Annotated in this window: 13 protein-coding genes and 1 tRNA gene; 7 read left to right on the forward strand and 7 right to left on the reverse strand. The window is 34.9% G+C overall.

Going from position 1 to position 17385, the window contains the following annotated elements; translation table 11 throughout:
- Positions 1–355: 355 nt before the first annotated feature.
- Positions 356–1552 carry an MFS transporter gene (locus DMC01_RS03765; protein WP_142692943.1) on the forward strand — a complete coding sequence of 399 codons (1197 nt, stop codon included), beginning with the start codon at positions 356–358 and terminating at the stop codon, positions 1550–1552.
- A 39-nt stretch (positions 1553–1591) separates the two neighbouring features.
- Positions 1592–1876 carry a hypothetical protein gene (locus DMC01_RS03770; RefSeq protein ID WP_142692944.1) on the forward strand — a complete coding sequence of 95 codons (285 nt, stop codon included), beginning with the start codon at positions 1592–1594 and terminating at the stop codon, positions 1874–1876.
- Between the two features lie 520 nt (positions 1877–2396).
- Here DMC01_RS03770 and DMC01_RS16440 read toward each other — a convergent pair.
- The 4 genes from DMC01_RS16440 to DMC01_RS03785 form a co-directional block, all read right to left on the reverse strand.
- Positions 2397–2585: a hypothetical protein gene (locus tag DMC01_RS16440; RefSeq protein ID WP_142692945.1), complete on the reverse strand. Its 189-nt coding sequence runs from the start codon at positions 2583–2585 to the stop codon at positions 2397–2399.
- The gene (locus tag DMC01_RS15805) at positions 2578–2700 is read right to left on the reverse strand and encodes a hypothetical protein (RefSeq protein ID WP_282432244.1); all 123 of its coding nucleotides are present in this window, start codon (positions 2698–2700) and stop codon (positions 2578–2580) included. Before DMC01_RS15805 ends, DMC01_RS16440 begins: the two co-directional genes overlap by 8 nt.
- A 306-nt stretch (positions 2701–3006) precedes the next feature.
- Positions 3007–3096 (reverse strand) — tRNA-Ser (locus DMC01_RS03780).
- A gap of 555 nt (positions 3097–3651) precedes the next feature.
- A complete protein-coding gene (locus DMC01_RS03785) occupies positions 3652–4203 on the reverse strand; it encodes a hypothetical protein (protein ID WP_142692946.1) in 552 nt (183 codons plus the stop codon).
- A 959-nt stretch (positions 4204–5162) separates the two neighbouring features.
- Between DMC01_RS03785 and DMC01_RS03790 the strand changes: the two genes are divergently transcribed.
- Together DMC01_RS03790 and DMC01_RS03795 are read left to right on the forward strand one after the other, a co-directional pair.
- Positions 5163–6059 carry a helix-turn-helix transcriptional regulator gene (locus tag DMC01_RS03790; RefSeq protein WP_142692947.1) on the forward strand — a complete coding sequence of 299 codons (897 nt, stop codon included), beginning with the start codon at positions 5163–5165 and terminating at the stop codon, positions 6057–6059.
- A 54-nt stretch (positions 6060–6113) separates the two neighbouring features.
- Positions 6114–6977, forward strand: a complete 864-nt coding sequence (locus DMC01_RS03795; RefSeq protein WP_142692948.1) for an NHL repeat-containing protein — start codon at positions 6114–6116, stop codon at positions 6975–6977.
- Between the two features lie 1209 nt (positions 6978–8186).
- On the opposite strand, the gene DMC01_RS03800 is transcribed toward DMC01_RS03795, so the two are convergent.
- The 3 genes from DMC01_RS03800 to nrfH all read right to left on the reverse strand — a co-directional run bounded on the left by DMC01_RS03800 (position 8187) and on the right by nrfH (position 11184).
- Positions 8187–8375 carry a hypothetical protein gene (locus DMC01_RS03800; RefSeq protein ID WP_142692949.1) on the reverse strand — a complete coding sequence of 63 codons (189 nt, stop codon included), beginning with the start codon at positions 8373–8375 and terminating at the stop codon, positions 8187–8189.
- Between the two features lie 488 nt (positions 8376–8863).
- A complete protein-coding gene (locus tag DMC01_RS03805; RefSeq protein ID WP_142692950.1) occupies positions 8864–10675 on the reverse strand; it encodes an ammonia-forming cytochrome c nitrite reductase subunit c552 in 1812 nt (603 codons plus the stop codon).
- 14 nt (positions 10676–10689) lie between these two features.
- Complete coding sequence (nrfH, locus tag DMC01_RS03810; RefSeq protein ID WP_142692951.1) at positions 10690–11184, reverse strand: cytochrome c nitrite reductase small subunit; 495 nt, start codon at positions 11182–11184, stop codon at positions 10690–10692.
- Between the two features lie 364 nt (positions 11185–11548).
- On the opposite strand from nrfH, the gene DMC01_RS03815 reads away from it, so the two are divergent.
- From DMC01_RS03815 to DMC01_RS03830, 3 genes are all read left to right on the forward strand, one after another.
- Positions 11549–12679 (forward strand): efflux RND transporter periplasmic adaptor subunit, encoded by a 1131-nt coding sequence (locus tag DMC01_RS03815; protein ID WP_142692957.1) that lies wholly within the window; start codon positions 11549–11551, stop codon positions 12677–12679.
- A gap of 589 nt (positions 12680–13268) precedes the next feature.
- Complete coding sequence (locus DMC01_RS14815; protein WP_246058993.1) at positions 13269–15452, forward strand: ABC transporter permease; 2184 nt, start codon at positions 13269–13271, stop codon at positions 15450–15452.
- 224 nt (positions 15453–15676) lie between these two features.
- Positions 15677–17032 (forward strand): TolC family protein, encoded by a 1356-nt coding sequence (locus tag DMC01_RS03830; protein WP_142692952.1) that lies wholly within the window; start codon positions 15677–15679, stop codon positions 17030–17032.
- The last annotated feature ends 353 nt before the right edge of the window (positions 17033–17385 follow it).

Below are 17385 nucleotides of genomic sequence, written 5' to 3' on the forward strand. Positions count from 1 at the left end.
GAAATTAAGACGAAAAATTTAGGACAAAATCTTTATCAAATTTTATTAAAGTTGATAAGAGAAAATCCTATTAAAATATCTTGAGTCAAAAACTAAATAAACCAAATTTAAGGCATAAACCAAGAGTTAAGATAGTTTATATAAAATGGCGAGGCTTTTAAGCATTTGAATTTAAATCTTGCCCTACTTGGCTTCTAGACAGTTTAAGCCTTGTTTGTTTGACGTGTGATAATTTTGTGCATTGCTAACTGTGTTTTTGTTAAAAAATTTTGTAAGCTAAATTCAAGTCTTAACAAGTGCGATATTTTGCTGAATTTTAATAGTTATTTACAATAAAAATTTAAAAGGAAAAACAATGCAAGCTTACAAAAAAGCGATCTTCGCTCTGGCTTTAAGTGCCTTTTGTATGGGGGTTACTGAGTTTGTGATGGCTGGGGTCTTGGTTGATGTGGAGCATTATTTCAAAGTAGATGCCAAAAGTGCTGGCTGGCTTACCACCCTTTATGCCATAGGAGTTGTCATAGGAGCACCCCTTCTTACCATCCCACTTAGCCGTTTTAACAGACACATTCAGCTACTCATAAATCTTGCCATCTTTGCAGGTGCAAATTTAATCATCTTTTTTAGCACAAACTTTTATCTTAGTGCTGTGGCTAGATTCATAGCAGGAACTCAGCACGGGGTCTTTTTCGTCATAGCCACCCTTGCTGTAAGTGCGATGGCACCGCCAGATAAGAGATCAAGTGCTCTTGCTGTGATGGTTACAGGGCTTACTGTTGCCTTAGTAACAGGGGTTCCGCTTGGAAGCTTTGTGGGGCATTTTTTTGGCTTTAAATTTATCTTTGTGCTTATATTTATAATTACTGTTTTGGCTATTTTGGGGGTATATTATATGATGCCTAAAAATCTCAGCTCAGCACAAATGAGCCTTAAAAATCTCATCCCAGCCTTTTCTCACACAAATTTACTCAAAACCTACACCATCACCATTTGCACCTGTGGGGCTCAGTTTGTGCTATATACCTACATACAAAAGCTACTTGTGGATATAAGCGGCTTTGCTGTTTCTGCGACAGGTTATATCTTGCTAGTGTATGGGATCTGTGCCATACTTGGAAATTTATATGGGGGCAAGATGGTTGATAAATTTGGAGCTGTTTTGTCTTTAAGAATCATCTTAATACTTGAAATAGCCATATTTTTAACCGTTGTCTTTACAATGCATAGTCAAATTTTAGTGCTTTTAAGCATAGCGTTGATAGGAGCTGTGGCATTTTCAAGCATACCAGCCTTAAAAATGCTAAGTATAAGCAAGGCAAAAAGACATACAAATAAATTCATAGATAGCACAGTAAGCGTAAACGAAGCAGCCTTTAATGTAGGCATAGCCCTTGCTTCTTGGCTTGGAGGCTTTGTTTTGGTAAATTTTGGAGTTGAATTTAATGCTGTTTTTGCGGCACTTTTCATCTTGCCAGCCCTACTTTTTTCCATACTTTTTGCTAGGGATAAGTTTGATTATGCCAAGCTAAAAAGAAAGAAAAATATGGAATGATTCTTGCTTAAATTCAAGAAATTCATTTAAGGAAAGACTATGTTAGTAAACATTAACGACAAAAATAATTACAGCACTTTTAGCACTACCACTCATAGCAAAGAAAGGGATGCTAATGAGTTTCAAGCAAGGCTAAATGAGCTTACAAAGGATGAAAAAGGAGGTGAAGGCTTAAAAAATTCAAAGCTTGATCTTTCTGAGATCAAGGCAAAATTCATAAGCTACGCTCAAGGAAAAATGTATGAGGATGGCTTAAAGAAGGCTGAAAATGATCACTTAAACAAGCTTTTTGAGCTAATAGATAGCAATAACAAGGCTAGATAAATTTAACTTAGTCTTATAAATAATGGCTTTTTGAAAGCTTATTTTATAAGGCTCTTTTTTAAAAAAGTGTTGATTTGTCATTTTTAGCCTATGGGCGAAGAATCAATTAAATTCAAGGTATTTCTCCATAACTTCGTAGATACTTAGCACACGCTTAGAATGACAAGAATTTTGTCATTCTAAGCCTATGAGCAAAGCAACTTACAAGACATAGCCCAAGCAAAAATCTCTTCAACTATGAGATACTTCGCATTCTATCAGTATGACAAATATGGCATTTTATTTAAAATCAATGGTTTTTTAAAATAGAGCCTTTTGAAAATGGCTCAAGATGCTGTAATAGGATTTTGGCTTATCAATTTATGCCCAATTAAACTTAACATAATTTTCTTTTATCAATTTTAATAAATTTTGATGAGAATATTGCCTTAAATTTTTCGCGTTGCTTCTAAATTCTATTTCTTTATAAATGAAGGATAAAATTTTATTTTTTGGTCTTTAAATTTAGCTAAACGAGACTTTACATGTCCCATTCTACTACGCAGCTACAAAAGCACGAAGTAAAAAAATTCACAATCTCATTTATGTGGTTTTGTCCCTTTGCAAACTCGAATTTGGCGTGCTTTACCCCATAATGTGCCTTTGCTCCGCAAAGAAACGAGTGCATGGCACGAAATAAAACATAGGTGTTTTCTTGCCAGCTACACATTCACGCTTACCACGAACACGCCTTGCACCTTCTGCTTACAGTTGCGAGTGTAACGAAGCAAAAAATAACTCTCATCAACTTCGATCTCAGCACTCATTTTAGAGATTTTTCGCATTCTTTTGCTATTAAAAGCCTTGTTCGCCACGCAATTGTATTAACACAAGGGCGAGAAAGCTTACAAAAAGGGCGATTTTGTTTATGCAAGGATCAGCACAAAAACACTCTAAAATTTGTCTAAATTTTCGCTTTCAAATGTAGGACACAAATATATATTTATTCAAGATCGATTTTACTAAGCTTTTAGATCTAATTAGATCAGCTAAAAGCAACAATTGCTGAAATTTAACATATTGCGACATCTTATGTGCTTATATAAATGAGGCTTGAAGGTTAAAAAAGGTGTAAGTGTGTGAGTTTAAAGTGGCGGACAGAGAGGGATTTGAACCCTCGAGACCCGTTAAGATCTGCACCCTTAGCAGGGGTGTGGTTTCAGCCACTCACCCATCTGTCCAAGTTAAAAGATAAAATTATATCTTATTTTCTTAAGTTTAAGCTTAAAGGGCTTTTTAAAGAGAGTTAAATTTGCAGATTTTACTAGCTTTAAGCTGAGTTTTAAAGACACATTGAAAAATTTAAGGTTTTATAAATTCTAAAAAAGTCCAAAATGAAATTTAAAAACTACTTGTGCTTCAAAAAACAATAAATCTATGTTATGAAATCAACTATTTTAAAACAAGATCCTCAAATTCAAAGCTCTTGCGTGAATTTTAAGTTTTTATGAAATTTTAATAAAATTCACAATACAGCTAAATTTAAAAAAGCTTAGATCTTTTTATATTCAAAGTTACAAAGCAAATTTTTTTACAAAAATTCAAGCCTTTTAACTAAGATGTATAAGCTTAAAAACTTTTAGTTTTAATTAAATTCAAGCAAACACTTGAATTTATCTTACAAAGCATTCATCAAAAATCAACTCTAAGCTTAAAAGCCTTTATAAAAGCTAAAATACAAAAAATTATTTAACTTTAAAGCTATACAAAAAACACAAACTAAAGCAAATATAAGCCTACAAGCTTAAATAAGCCAAAACAACAGAACTTAAAATGCCAAGTGCTAAGACAAAAAGCTGAGGCTTTCTATCCTTTTTACTAGCAAAAAATGTAATCATAAGTCCTGAAAGATAAAGCAAGATTAAACTTAGCCCAAAGCCTATGGATAAAATTCTAAAATACCACTCCCCCTTATCCTTATGCAATAAAATTATATCTCCAAGCAAGCTTCTTGTGGTGGTAGTAATTAACAGATCATCTCCTTCTTGTCTTAAATTTACACTATAATGCACCCCTCCCATACTCAGCCCTCCTTGCTTTCTATCTGCTCTTAAGCTCTTGTTGCTTGGTTCTTTTATGCCATTTTCTCTTAGAAGGGCTAGTATTTGAGTGCTTTCTTCAACCAAGCTTGTTTGTTCTAGCTTGTAGCTTTGTTTAAAACTTAGGGTATTTTCATCTGCTCCAAGTATATAAGCAAGTCCGCTCAAAGCATAAATTAAAGCCACAGGCAGGAAAAATAAGCTCACATAGATGTGGATATTACGAAAAAGCTTGTTTTTATTTATCATATTAGCTCCTTTTTATTTATCAATTATTATAACATAATGAAAGTGAATTAACTGTGAATTTGATTAAAAAGCAAAATTTATATAAAACGGTCTAAAAAATTACTCTTTAAACTCTAAGTTTCTAAAAAGCTCAAAGCATTCAAAGGCTTTGAATTTTAAAAAAATTAAATCAAAAAGCTTTAAATTTAAACAAATCTTAATAAGAACAAAAAATCAAAACACTTTAAATTCAAGCACATTTTAATAACAATGAATCTTTTACTAAATTTTAAATCCAGCTTTAATTTTAGCTTTTGTAACAAGGCTTTTTATCCTTTTTAAAATGGGTTAAAGATATAAAAAATTCAGCTTGTGATTTAAAATGTAGCAAGGAAGTTTAAATGATCTTTTTGAAAAATCCAGCATCACAAAGGCTATCTTGTCTCAAAAGAACTAAGCTTACAAGATGATTAAAAATAAACGCTATTTTAAAAAAAGCTTAAATTTAATAAAATTTTTAGCGAACAAAACTTAAATTCAAAGAGGCTTTGAAACTTATTAAAATCTTAAATTCAAGGGTTTTAATCTTAAAAATTTTAGTCAAATTATTAAATTTTCATTAAAAATATCCAAAGAATGTCTATCTTTAAGGCTTTTAAATTTTGGAAATGGATACTTTTAGCTGATATAATTAGAGCCAAAGCTTGGTAAAATAGACCTTGGTATATATTTTTTCCTACATGTGAAAGCGAAAATTTAATCAATTTTAAAGTGTTTTTGTGCTGATCTTTGCCTAAGCCAAATCGCCCATTTTGTAAGCTTTCTCGCCCTTGTGTGAAACGAAACAAAAAATTTCTAGGGACCTTACAAAGGTTAGCTTATCTCAGTTTCAAGGCATAGAATTTTTCACGCACTTAAAAAAAATTGAATTTAGATACAATGTCAAAGTTAAGAATGAAAATTTGCATTAAAGGAAAAATATGCAAACCTTACATCTACCAAATGATTTAGCAAGACTTAAAAACACGCATTATAAAAGATTTAACACAGCCTCTTTTGCAAAATTTACTCAGCAAAAAAGTAGCTTTTCTAAACTCGTGCATTTTGCCAATAATGCCATCGTCTTTGTGAAATCTGGCTCAAAAATTATGCATACACAAAATCAAGCTTATGAGGTCTTTGAAAATGAGGCATTGTTTTTAAAGGCCGGACCTTACACTCTAAGCAACATTGCCTTAAATGATGGAAACTATGAGGCATTTTTGTTTTTCTTTGATAATGCCTTTCTTGTTTCTCTAATGCAAAAACATCATAAAATCTTTGCCAAAAACACCACAAAAACTACTCAAGGCTTAAAAACAAATGCCTTGAAAACAAAGGATAAAGAACTAAATCATATCTTAGAGGGCTTTGGGCTGTATTTTAAGGAAAATACGCAAATTTTTGAGCCACTCATTAACCTAAAATTTGAAGAAATTTTTATGCATTTGGCATTAAAAAATGCGACCTTTAACGCGTTTTTGCAAGAGATTGTAAGTAGCTTGCATTTGGAGTATGATAAGCTTTTTGCACTTTGTGAGCTTGATTTTATCACAGTTGGTGAAATGGCAAAGCTTGTAAGGACTGATCTAAGTAGCTTTTCAAAATCCTTTAAACAAAGCTTTAAACTTAGTCCTAAACAATACCTTGATGAAAGAAGGTTTGAGAAAGCAAAATCAATGCTTAGCTTTTCGCAAGCAAACATCAATGAGGTGTGTCATAATGTAGGCTTTAGCTCGGCTTCTTGGTTTATTAAAAGATTTAAAGAAAGATACGGCTTAACCCCAAAACAGTTTCAAAAAACAAGTATTTTTTCCCAAAAAACTAGCACAAATTAGCCCTGCCTTTATTGCATAATTTCCCTTGTAAATTATCTTAAAAGGAGAAGTGAAATGAAAAACACTTTTTTAGCGTGCGCGTTGATCGCGGGATTAGTTTTAAGTGTAGCACAAGCTGCTAGTATAAAGAGCATTAAGGGGTTTTCTAGCCCTGAAAGCGTCTTTGTAGGCAAGGATTTTATCTTTGTCTCAAATATTGGAGTTAAGCCAGAGGTCTTAGCCAAAGACGGTGATGGCTTTATCTCAAAGCTAGATAAAAATGGCAAAATGATAGAGCAAAAATTTGCTAGCTTACTTAATGCACCAAAGGGAATGTTTGAGCTTAATGGCAATCTTTATGTCCTAGATATTGATACTCTTGTAGGCTTTAATGTGAAAAATGGCAAGAAAGTCTTTGAGCTTGAGATTAAAGGAAGCGTGTTTTTAAATGGCATTGTGGCACTAGATTCTACTACCTTGCTTATAAGTGATACGAGCACGGGCAGTATTTATAGCCTAGATTTGCAATCAAAAACATATAAAGAGTTTGTCCGCCTTGATTTAGCGAAGTTTGGAGGAGGCAACGGTATGCTTTTAGACCCCAAAAAAGATACACTCTATGTGGCGTGTTATCACCCAGATGGCAAAAGTGGGGGCGTGGTATTAAGCATTGATATAAAAAGCAAAAAAATCACCACCATATATGATAAAAAGGGAGCTTATGATGGCATAGTCTTTGCTAAAAATGGCGACTTGCTTGTAAGCGATTGGGGTGAGGGGCTTAATGGCAAGATTTTAAGGCTTAATAAAAACACAAAGGGTGCAACAGCCTTAGAACTTCTAGCGATGAAAGGACCTGCTGATATGTTTAGCGATGGCAACACGCTTTATGTCCCAAAAATGCTTGAAAATGAGGTGGTGATTTTGCCATTGCCCTAGCAAGCATAAATATGCCTAAGGCAAAGAAAATGTAGATAAAAGTTTTAGAGCTTAGCCCTGCATTATAGAAGCTAGATTCTATAATGCAGGCCTTTTAAAGCCCTTGCAGATGTTTTTTTAAACTTTTGCTACTTAGCAGGATCATTAAGCCCTTTGCAAGCTAAAAGAGCTTTAAGCCAATTTCACTAAATTTTACAGCAATTGATATTTTTAGCTGATATAGTTACAACCCAAAGCTTGATAAAACCGTTCTTAGTGTATATTTTTGCCCTACATTTGAAAGCGAAAATTTAATCAATTTTAAAGTGTTTTTGTGCTGATCTTTGTGTGAACAAAATCGCCCTTTTGTAAGATTTCTCGCCCTTGTGTGAAACGAAATAGAAAAGTTCTAAGGATCTTACAAAGGCTAGCTTATCTCAGTTTCAAGGCATAGAATTTTTCACACACTTAAAAGAAATTGAATTTAATCTAAGATCAAGCTTAAAAATGAAAATTTGTATAAATTTTGTTAGAGTGTCTTAGAAAAAATCCTTTTAGACTAAAAGTATCAAGCTCCTTTCAAAAACTTTAAATTCAAGCAAGGTTTAATGACAATGAATCTTTTACTAAATTTTAAATCTAGCCTTAAATTTAGCTTTTATAAGAAGGCTTTTTGTCTTTCTTAGAATAAGCTAAATATCTAAATTTTACCTTGTTATTTAAAATGTAGCAAGGAAGCTTAAAAGATCTTTTTGAAAAATCCAGCCTCACAAAGGCTATCTTGTCTCAAAAGAATTAAGCTTACAAGATGATTAAAAACAAACGCTATTTTAAAAAAAGCTTAAATTTAATAAAATTTTTAGCAAACAAAAGTTAAATTCAAAGAGGCTTTGAAGCTTATAAAAATCTTAAATCCAAGGGTTTTAATCTTAAAAATTTTAGTCAAATTATTAAGTTTTCATTAAAAAAATTCAAAGAATTGTCTATCTTTAAGGCTTTTAAATTTTTATAAATAAAAAGACTCTTTTATAAAAAATGTTGATTTTTATCTTTCTTAAAGTAAAGCTTAGTATATAAAAATAGGCTCAATTAAACTTGCTATGATGTTGGCTTATCAATTTTAATAAATTTTGATGAGAATTTTATCCTAAATTTTTTATCTTAATTTCTTTTAAATGAAGAATAAAATTTTCTTTCTTAGCCATTAAATTTGACAGATCTAAACTTCGCCTAGCTCCTTATACTACGCACTTGCAAGTTCGTAGCACGAAGTAAAAAATTCACAATTTCGTTGATATGATCTCGTGCCTTTGCAAACTCATCACTATGTTTTGCAAAATCTTGTGTCCTTGTTCCTTCTTGCAAATAAACGAGTGTGTAGCACGAAGTAAAAACACAGACCTTGCTTGTAAGCCCCACGCCCAAGCGTTTTGCATACTCTGTGAGCCACTTCTACTGCACAAACAAGTGCAACGCAATAAAAAGTAATTCTCATCAACTGCAAGCTCAGCACTCATTTTCTAAAGAAACTTCGCTTTGCTGATTTTTCACATTCTTTGGCTATCAAAATGCGAATTTCTTTGAAAATCTTACATAAATTTTGATGACAAAGAGGACAAAGTTTAGCTATTTTTTCACCTCTAAATCAAAACTTTTTGCAAAAAGAAAGTCCTCTAAGATGCGAAACAAAAATACTTCAAAATTTCCATAAATTTATTTTCAGAAATTCAAAAACGAAACTTTGTTTTTCATCGCTAAAATCATAATTGAAAGCTATTTTGTTAGAGTTTAAGTTGCCTAAGTTTAATTAATAAGCCTAAAAACAAGACAAGAAGCTAATTTTAGCCCTTTAATTTAGCTTCAAAGCAAGACAAGGGACTAATTTTAGCACCCTTGTCAAGCTATCCTTAATCTAGCACAGTGTATTTATAAGGCTTGGTATCCTTATCCATTTGCAGATATTTTGACGGAGGATTTGAGTTAATCTCTTTGTGTTTGTAATACCTATCCCCTGCCTTTGCCCCATTTAGATCAACCTTATAATGAAGCTCGCCAGGATTTAGCCTTTGAATCTCCTCAAAGCCCCATTCAGAAGCCTCGTAAGCTATATTGTGCCTTGAAGCTATGATGGCAAGCTTGGTTTGTCCTTGCCTTGCCATTTCAACAGCTTGTAAGAGCATCCTTGAAGCCTCTCTTGGATTATGAAAGCCTGTTGAGTTTTCAGCACCCACAAAGTCTCCTCTCATTTGAGCTCGTCTGTGAAGTTCAAGCACTTCTTTTAAGCTTGCTGAAATTTTCTTATCATCAGCCTTTCCCTCAGTTTGAAATTCGGCTTTCTTGCCTAACTCAGCTCTAATAAGCTCTATGTCTTTGATTAAACTAACTGTGGCGTATTCTGCACTTCTTAGATCAAAGGCTACTGATTTTTGAATGTCAAGTATTTGGGCTCTAAGATAGTCCTCGCTTTGAGTATGACAGCTCTTACAGGCTGAATTTATGTCTTGTAGGGGCGAGGTTACATTGTGATTAGTCATCTTTTTTGCACCCTTTCTAAGATAGGGCATATGACAGTCAGCACAGCTTACCCCATTTGCAGCATGTACGCCCCCGCTGTAAAGTTCTGTTTCTGGGTGTTGAATTTTAATCATATCAGCCTTTGTTAATTTATGAGTCCAATCAGAAGGAAAAACCCCTCTAATCTTGTCATAATAATCCTCAAACATTTCTATCCTAAAAGGCTGTCCCTTTTTCCACTCAGCCCAAGGAAATACAAGTTCTATCCCATCTACTTCGATCTCAGTTGGAGCATTACCGTCTCTCCAAGAATCAAACTCATCATAGGTTTTTTGAGTGCCATTGAACCATTTTTTACTAGCGTCATTAGCAATGCTCTCGCCCATCACCTTAACCTTTGTGCCTGTGGGTCTAAAATAATACTCAGTATGACACTGGGCACAAACCAAGCTTCTCATCTCCTCCCTTGTAGCCTTTATGCCCTGTGCTTCATCCCTCTCATAACCCCTTGCCACCAAAGAATTAATAGCCGCAGGTCTAGTAAGTCGAAGATTCATAGTATCTGGTGAGTGGCAATCCGCACAAGTAACCCCCATTCTCTTGCCCCCATGAGGTGAGCTGTGCTGGGCTGAGTTCTCAACTATGCCATCTAAGGCAGGGATATTTTTTATCATAGTCCAGTATTTAGTGGAATTAAAAGCCACCCAGTCGTTTTTAGCACTGTGTTTAAGTAGCCAAGGAGTAAAGCCACTGTGGCAGTTCATACAGGCTGCTGGCTGTCCGTTAAAGCCTGCAAAGCCGTGTGAATTTAAAAAATCTTTGTTGTTTCTTGCTGTATCCATTTGATCAACTTGGATCCAAAAATGCCCTCTTTCCTCGTTTGCATCAATGGAAAAGGGATAGCCAGCCCAAAGTACAGTAAGCTGGGGATAGCGGATTAACTTAGAATAAGCCAAATTCCCACCAAATTCAGTAGATATAGGCTTTTCCTCCTCTACTGTTAGATACATATCTAGGTAATCTGGGAAATTCTGCCCCCATACATCATATCTTGGATCATCATCGCTCATCTCAACCAAGCCCTTAGAGATAATCCCTCCAACGCCTTCATTTTGCTTTTTGCTTATGTCATGGTTTAGCCAAAGCACACCGACGGTTAAAAGCACTAGTATTGCTATTAAAGCAACTGTTGTATTTTTATTCATCTTTTCTCCTTTGTTTAAAATCCTCTTTTATGCCCTACTCCTGTATGACAGGAGACACATTTTAAAGCCTGATCCTTATGTGGATTTAAAGAAGCACTAACTGTATGAGCTGCTACCTCGCTATGACAGCGAACGCAGTTATCTTGCACCCAGCGCTTGGTTTTTTCATTTGCACTTAAATTTACAGGAAGTTCATTTAGCTTGAAAGAAAAGGCATAGCCGTGTCCTAGTCCACTTTGAGCCTTGGCTAACCACTTGTTTATGAAATTATGCGGAACATGGCAGTCATTACAGGTTGCTATGGGTTGTGAGTTGATTTGCTTTGAATGAGGTGATTTTATGTAGTCGTTATAAACCTCGTTCATAATGTGGCAATTATTACAGGCTGAGCTTGAATCTGAAAGATAGGATATGCCCTTGGCATTATAAAAGGTGTAAAAAGCTAATGCAAAAAAAACAAAAAGCAAAACTATAAAAACAGTAAAAAGGCTATTTTTAAGCTCTTTCATCTTGTTTTCCTTTAAAGTTTGTTAAACTTAAATTTGTATTCTATAAATAAAATTCTTAATAAAAGCTTAAGATTTTATCAAATTTGATTTATTTTGCTAGTTTAAAATCAAAAATTTTGATATATATTTAAAAGCCTTATTGAAAATTTTGCCACTTTTTATGCCTTGAATTTAAATAAAAATTCAAAAAATAAGCCCTTTGTTTCAAAGGCTTTTTAATAAATGAATTCACAGTTAATTCACAGTTTCAAGCTAAACTTTTGGCATTTTTAACGGTTAAGGAAGTTTTATGAGCTTAAATTTAAAGCACATTCTAAACAAGCTAAAAAGCAAAAAAATCCTCCTTTTAAGTGGCATTTTTTTAATGCTTATCATCTTGCTTTTATATCTTATCCTAAAAGAAGATAGCACTAAGTCTTTAATCACTCAAAAGATAAATAGAGCAAACATAGAACAAAGCATAGACGCGGTGGGCGAGGTCTATGCAAAAAAGCAAGTTGATGTGGGTGCTCAAATTAGCGGACAGATAGTCAAGCTTTATGTGGAGATAGGAGATGTGGTTAAAACAGGAGACATAGTGGCTCAAATCGAAAAGGATAAGCAAGAAAACGAATATGAGATCACAAAGGCTCAGCTTGAAAGTGCCAAGGCAAATCTACAAAGCAAGGAAGTAGCCCTAGAAATAGCGGATAATCAATACAAAAGAGAACAAAAACTCTATGAAAACAAGGCTACAAGCCTAGAAAATTTAGAAAGCCTAAAAAACAATTTTTACTCCTTGCAAGCAAATGTGGCTGAGCTAAATTCTCAAATAGTTCAGCTTGAAATTCAGCTTAAAAACGCCCAAAAGGATCTAAGCTATACAACCATCACAGCACCAATGGATGGCACGGTTATAAATGTAGCAGTAGATGAGGGACAAAGCGTTAGGGCAGGAGATACAGCCCCTACCATAGTTCGCATAGCAGATCTAAATGAGATGGAAATTCGTATGGAAATAGCAGAAGCAGATGTAAATAAGATAAGAGTAGGAACAGCGGTTAAATTTTCCATCTTAAATGATCCTGACACAAAGTATGAAGCACAAATTTCAAGCATAGATCCAGCCCACACCACAACAAGCGATGCCACCTCCACAAGCACCACAAGCAGTAGTAGCACCAGTGCTATTTATTATTATGCCAAGGTTTTTGTGAAAAATAAAGAAAATTTCTTACGTATAGGAATGAGCGTTGAAAACTCCATAGTCATAGCAAGTGCGAAAAATGCCCTAGCAGTGCCGACATACGCCATAAAAAACGACAAGGGAGGCTACTATGTAGAGCTTTTAAAGGATGGGCAAGTTATCAAAAGCTATGTGAAAATAGGCATAAAAGATAGCATAAATTCACAGATTTTACAAGGTGTAAGCGAGAATGACATACTTGTGCTTTCAGGAGGTGGCAAGGCGGTTTCAAATAGGAATTCAAGAGGAGGCGGACCTCCGCCGTTTTGATAAGCTTGTTTGTTATTGCAAACAAAAACAAGCATAAGCGAGTTTTGCGTGGCAATCCACAGCTTATAGGCTCTTAGACTTTGCGATTTTAGAAAATGCGTGAATTTATTATGCCTTTCTAAAATGGCAAGCTTTATAGCTTTTTTGACTATGGATTTTGCTTAAGATCTTGTAAGGCATTTTTGCTACGCAAAAACCGTTTCTTGTGCCAACACGATTTTGCTAGATAAGATCTCGCAATGATGTCGTGGAGTGTGAATTTTGCTTGAATTTTTTTGAAAAATTCACTAAATTTAAGCAAATTGTGTGAATTTTAAACAAAAAATTCACACAAACCGTTTAAATTCAGCAAAAGCCTGAATTTAAGGCTATGAATTTAACAAGGAAGGCGTGCATTTGCGTTTTAAATGGCAAGAAAATTGAATTTTCAAGCCAAACGAAAGATGACAAGGCCATCTTGAGTGGATTTTTGGGGCTGTGAGGTTAAAATCAAACAAGGCTAGGTAATGAAACCTAACGCCTTGAGATTTTAACGAACTTTCCAAAAAGCCACCAAGAGACAATGCCCTTACAACAAGGAAACAAAAATATGATTTTTTTAAATGACATACATAAACACATAGGACAAAGCGAAATTCTAAGAGGCATAAACCTACACATCGCAAAGGGTGAATTTGTAGCGATTATTGGGCAAAGCGGTAGCGGCAAGACCTCACTTTTAAATATTATAGGCACTCTTGATGAGCCAAGTTCTGGCTCATACATCTTTGAAAACTACGAGGTTACAAGCCTTAACACAGAGGAAAAGTCTCGTTTAAGACGCGAGAAAATTGGCTTTATCTTTCAAAGATATAATCTTTTAAGCCTTATGAATGCAAGTGAAAATGTGTCCCTACCTGCTGTTTATGCTGGGCTTAGTGCTTCAAAAAGAAATCAAAGGGCAAGGGAGATTTTAGCTAGTTTAGAACTTGATCATAAGCTAAACTCAAAGCCAAATGAGCTAAGCGGGGGTCAGCAACAAAGGGTTAGCATAGCTAGGGCCTTGATGAATGGAGGAGATCTCATTTTAGCGGACGAGCCAACAGGAGCACTTGATAGCAAAAGTGGGGTTATGGTGCTTGAAATTTTACAAAGGCTCAATAAAGAAGGACATACCATAGTCCTAGTAACGCATGATCCCTCAATAGCAGCAAAGGCAAGGAGGATCATAGAGATCAAAGACGGTGAAATTATTGGGGATTCAGGGGATACTCGTCACTTTGAGCCTGCGAAAGTAGGCGAAGAATCCACACCTAAAATCAAAGGCGGCTTTCAGGCTGTGGATTCTTCGTTTCGTGCTACGCACTCCGCTCAGAATGACAATGAGGATGTGAATTCTGTGAATTTAAACGACCAAAGCGTGAATGTAAACGAAAATTCAGCCCAAATTTCACAAGAAAATTCACAAAATTCAGCAAATTCCATAAATTCAAACAAAAATTCAAGCCAAAATTCAATAAACTCCACAAATTCACCCCCACAAAAACCTCAAATCAAAGCTATGCCAAAGGAAGTGAAAAGCTATGCCTTGTTTAAAAATCAACTCCTTGAAAGTCTTAAAATCGCCTACTCCTCCATAGTAGCACACAAGCTTCGCTCGCTTTTAACTATGCTAGGCATTATAATAGGCATAGCCTCTGTGGTAAGCGTCGTTGCTTTGGGGCTTGGCTCTAAACAAAGAGTCCTAGAAAGCATAGCAAGACTAGGCACAAACACCATAGAAGTTCACGGAGGAAGAGGCTATGGGGATCTTAGATCAGGAAGGGTAAAACTAGCATTAAGCGATCTATATACCTTGCAAAATCTGCCCTACTTGGAGTCTGTGGAGGCTCAAGATGCACAAAGCGGCACGGCAACTTATGGCAATATCTCTTTGAGTGCTAGGATGGAAGGAGGAGGGATACATATCTTTGATATAAGGGGCTTAAGCCTTGATTTTGGTCGTTTGTTTAATGAAGAAGAGGTGCAAGAGGCTATGAATGTAGCGGTGTTAGATGATAATGGCAAAAAGAGATTGTTTGCTGATCTTTCAAAAGATGAGATCATAGGCAAAACAGTGCTTTTTAACAAACAACCCTTTAAGATCATAGGCGTACTGCAAAAGGATCCAAGAAAGCCTGATTCTGACATAAATGTCAAGCTTTACACCCCCTACACAACCCTTCGCAACAAGATCACAGGCTCACGCGTGGTATCTCAAATAGTAGCAAAGGTTAGCAATGAGGCTAATCCCTCCCTGGCTGAGGAGGCTATGATTAGAACCCTTGAGATAAAAAGGGGACAAAGGGACTTTTTCACCATAAATTCAGACTCAATCAAACAGTCCATAGAAGAAAACAGCCGCACAATGACCATTTTAATCACCTCAATAGCCATCATAGCCCTTGTAGTAGGTGGAATTGGCGTTATGAATATAATGATAGTCTCAGTGAGCGAACGCACAAGAGAAATTGGCATCAGAATGGCAATTGGAGCACGCAAAGAGGACATACTCTTTCAATTTTTAATAGAAGCCATAATGATCTGTATGATAGGGGCTATTTTGGGGGTGGGACTTAGCTTTGTGGTGGTTGAGGTATTTAATGCTTTAAGCAAGGACTTTTTGATGATAATGTCTGGTGCTTCTGTGCTTTTGGGGCTTCTTAGTTCTGTTATTATAGGGCTTGTTTTTGGCTTTTTTCCTGCTAAAAACGCAGCGAATTTAAACCCCATAAATGCTCTGTCAAAGGAGTAAAAAGGCTTTTTTTAAACATAAATTGTCGTGTTAAGCCTTGCAAAAAGGCTTAAAATTGACTAAATTGCGTGAATTTTTAAGCCCTTCGCATTAAAGGATTAAAAATGGCAAAAGGCATTTTTTGAAAAATTAAATGTCTAGTAAAATGAGACATTTTTGAAACATTGATCGTTTAGCAAGGCATTTTAAATTTAAAAGGATTAAGTAAATTAAGAAAGGAAGAAATGAAAAAGGCTATCTTTTTGGCATTTGTGTGCATTTTTTTAAGCTCTTGTGCGGCTAAGTTTGATGAGTTTATGCAAAAAGAAGCTTTGCAAATTCAGCCAAATTTAAGCGAGCTAGATCAAATTCAAAGCTGGTGGAAGGCTTATGAAAATGAGCCTATAAGCTTAATCATAGAGGCTCTTTTAAGGCACAATAGCCAGATAAATGTAGCTAGATACTCGCTTTTAAGTACTGTTGCTAGGTATAAGCTCATTAATTTTGATCTTTATCCAAGCCTAAGTGGCAACCTAGGAGCAAGCATAGCAAAGGATTTAAATTTAGGAACAAGAAGCAATGCCTTTTCAAATGCCTTGAATTTAAGCTATGAGCTTGATCTTTATGGCAAGATCATAGATGAAAAAAGCTCGGCTGAATTTAGTGCAAGGGCTAGTTTGTATGAGCTTGAAAGCTTGAAATTAAGCCTTATAAATCAAGGCATTAATAACTCCTTTGAGCTTGTATATTTTAATGATGTAGAAAAATTACTTAAAGAATACATAAGCAATTTAGAAGAAGCAAAAAGAATTTACACCCTTAAATACGAGCTTGGCAGGGTGGAGGAGCTTGATCTTTTAAACATAGAACAAAGCCTTTTAAATGCCAAACAAAATCTCTTGCAAAATGAGCAAAACAAAGAATTAATACTTAAAACTTTAAAGGATCTACTGGGCAACAAAGACAGTTTCACATTGATAGATAGGCTCTTAGAGCTGTCTTTGAGTGATTTTAAAGAACTTAGTGTGAATTTTGATCTAAGTTTAGAAGCTTTTACAAACAGACCTGATGTCAAAGCAAGTGCAAGTTCTTTAAGTGCAGCCTTTAAAAGCTACAAGGCTGTGCAAAAATCTATGTATCCTACTGTGTCCTTGGGAGCTAATTTAAGTGGCAATTCAACTGAGCTAAATGAAAGCTTTAAGCTTGTGAATTTAGGAGGGGTGTTTCAGCTTTCCTTGCCCTTTTTAGACTATGGCAGGGTAAGGCAAAATGTGCAAATTTCAAAATTTGCTTATGAAAGCTTGAAAACAAGCTACGAACAAACCTTACAAAGTGCCATAAATGAATTTTATGCTTGCTACAAGGACTATGAGTATAATATCAAGCTTTATGAAAATATCAAGCTCATTAACTCAAAAGAAGCTCTTATCACAAAGGCTTATTTGCAAAAATACGAGCTAGGAAGAGCTGAGCTAAAAGACTACCTAGACGCTAGAAATAGCTTTATAAACTCCTCTCAAGAAATTCTAAGATCAAGATTAAATTTGCTAAAAACCATAAATAGCTATTTTCAAATCACAGCAAGGAGTGAGAATTTATAGCCTAAACTCGCAATTTATGGCTACATTGAAGCAAGGATAAGGCTGAATTTGACTAATTTAAACTAAATTCAAGCAAGGCTTGAGGCTCTTGCTTTTTAGTTTGCTTATTTTAAAAATGTTTGTGAATTTTTTCTTGCAATTTTATCTTTTTCATCTTTAAAGCTAAGAATATCCGGCTTTGCTAACTTTCTAAGTGTCAAATTTTGTTGTAAATCTAAGCTATAAAAAGGCATTAATCTTTATCGCATTATCTGTACCAACTCACATCCGCATAGGCTTTAATGTGTGCGACTTCTCTAGCTATTAATTCTAGTTCTTGTGTTGTAAGCCCTAAACTATACTCTGAATCAATT

This window comes from Campylobacter troglodytis (assembly GCF_006864425.1).
Classification (GTDB): Bacteria; Campylobacterota; Campylobacteria; order Campylobacterales; family Campylobacteraceae; genus Campylobacter_D; species Campylobacter_D troglodytis.

Coding starts and splice junctions, on each gene's coding strand:
- nrfH (WP_142692951.1), bottom strand. CDS start 11,184: ATGAAAGAGCTTAAAAATAGCCTTTTTACTGTTTTTATAGTTTTGCTT.
- DMC01_RS14815 (WP_246058993.1), top strand. CDS start 13,269: ATGATTTTTTTAAATGACATACATAAACACATAGGACAAAGCGAAATT.
- DMC01_RS03830 (WP_142692952.1), top strand. CDS start 15,677: ATGAAAAAGGCTATCTTTTTGGCATTTGTGTGCATTTTTTTAAGCTCT.
- DMC01_RS16440 (WP_142692945.1), bottom strand. CDS start 2,585: ATGTGTAGCTGGCAAGAAAACACCTATGTTTTATTTCGTGCCATGCAC.
- DMC01_RS03785 (WP_142692946.1), bottom strand. CDS start 4,203: ATGATAAATAAAAACAAGCTTTTTCGTAATATCCACATCTATGTGAGC.
- DMC01_RS03790 (WP_142692947.1), top strand. CDS start 5,163: ATGCAAACCTTACATCTACCAAATGATTTAGCAAGACTTAAAAACACG.
- DMC01_RS03765 (WP_142692943.1), top strand. CDS start 356: ATGCAAGCTTACAAAAAAGCGATCTTCGCTCTGGCTTTAAGTGCCTTT.
- DMC01_RS15805 (WP_282432244.1), bottom strand. CDS start 2,700: ATGCGAAAAATCTCTAAAATGAGTGCTGAGATCGAAGTTGATGAGAGT.
- DMC01_RS03795 (WP_142692948.1), top strand. CDS start 6,114: ATGAAAAACACTTTTTTAGCGTGCGCGTTGATCGCGGGATTAGTTTTA.
- DMC01_RS03805 (WP_142692950.1), bottom strand. CDS start 10,675: ATGAATAAAAATACAACAGTTGCTTTAATAGCAATACTAGTGCTTTTA.
- DMC01_RS03770 (WP_142692944.1), top strand. CDS start 1,592: ATGTTAGTAAACATTAACGACAAAAATAATTACAGCACTTTTAGCACT.
- DMC01_RS03815 (WP_142692957.1), top strand. CDS start 11,549: ATGCTTATCATCTTGCTTTTATATCTTATCCTAAAAGAAGATAGCACT.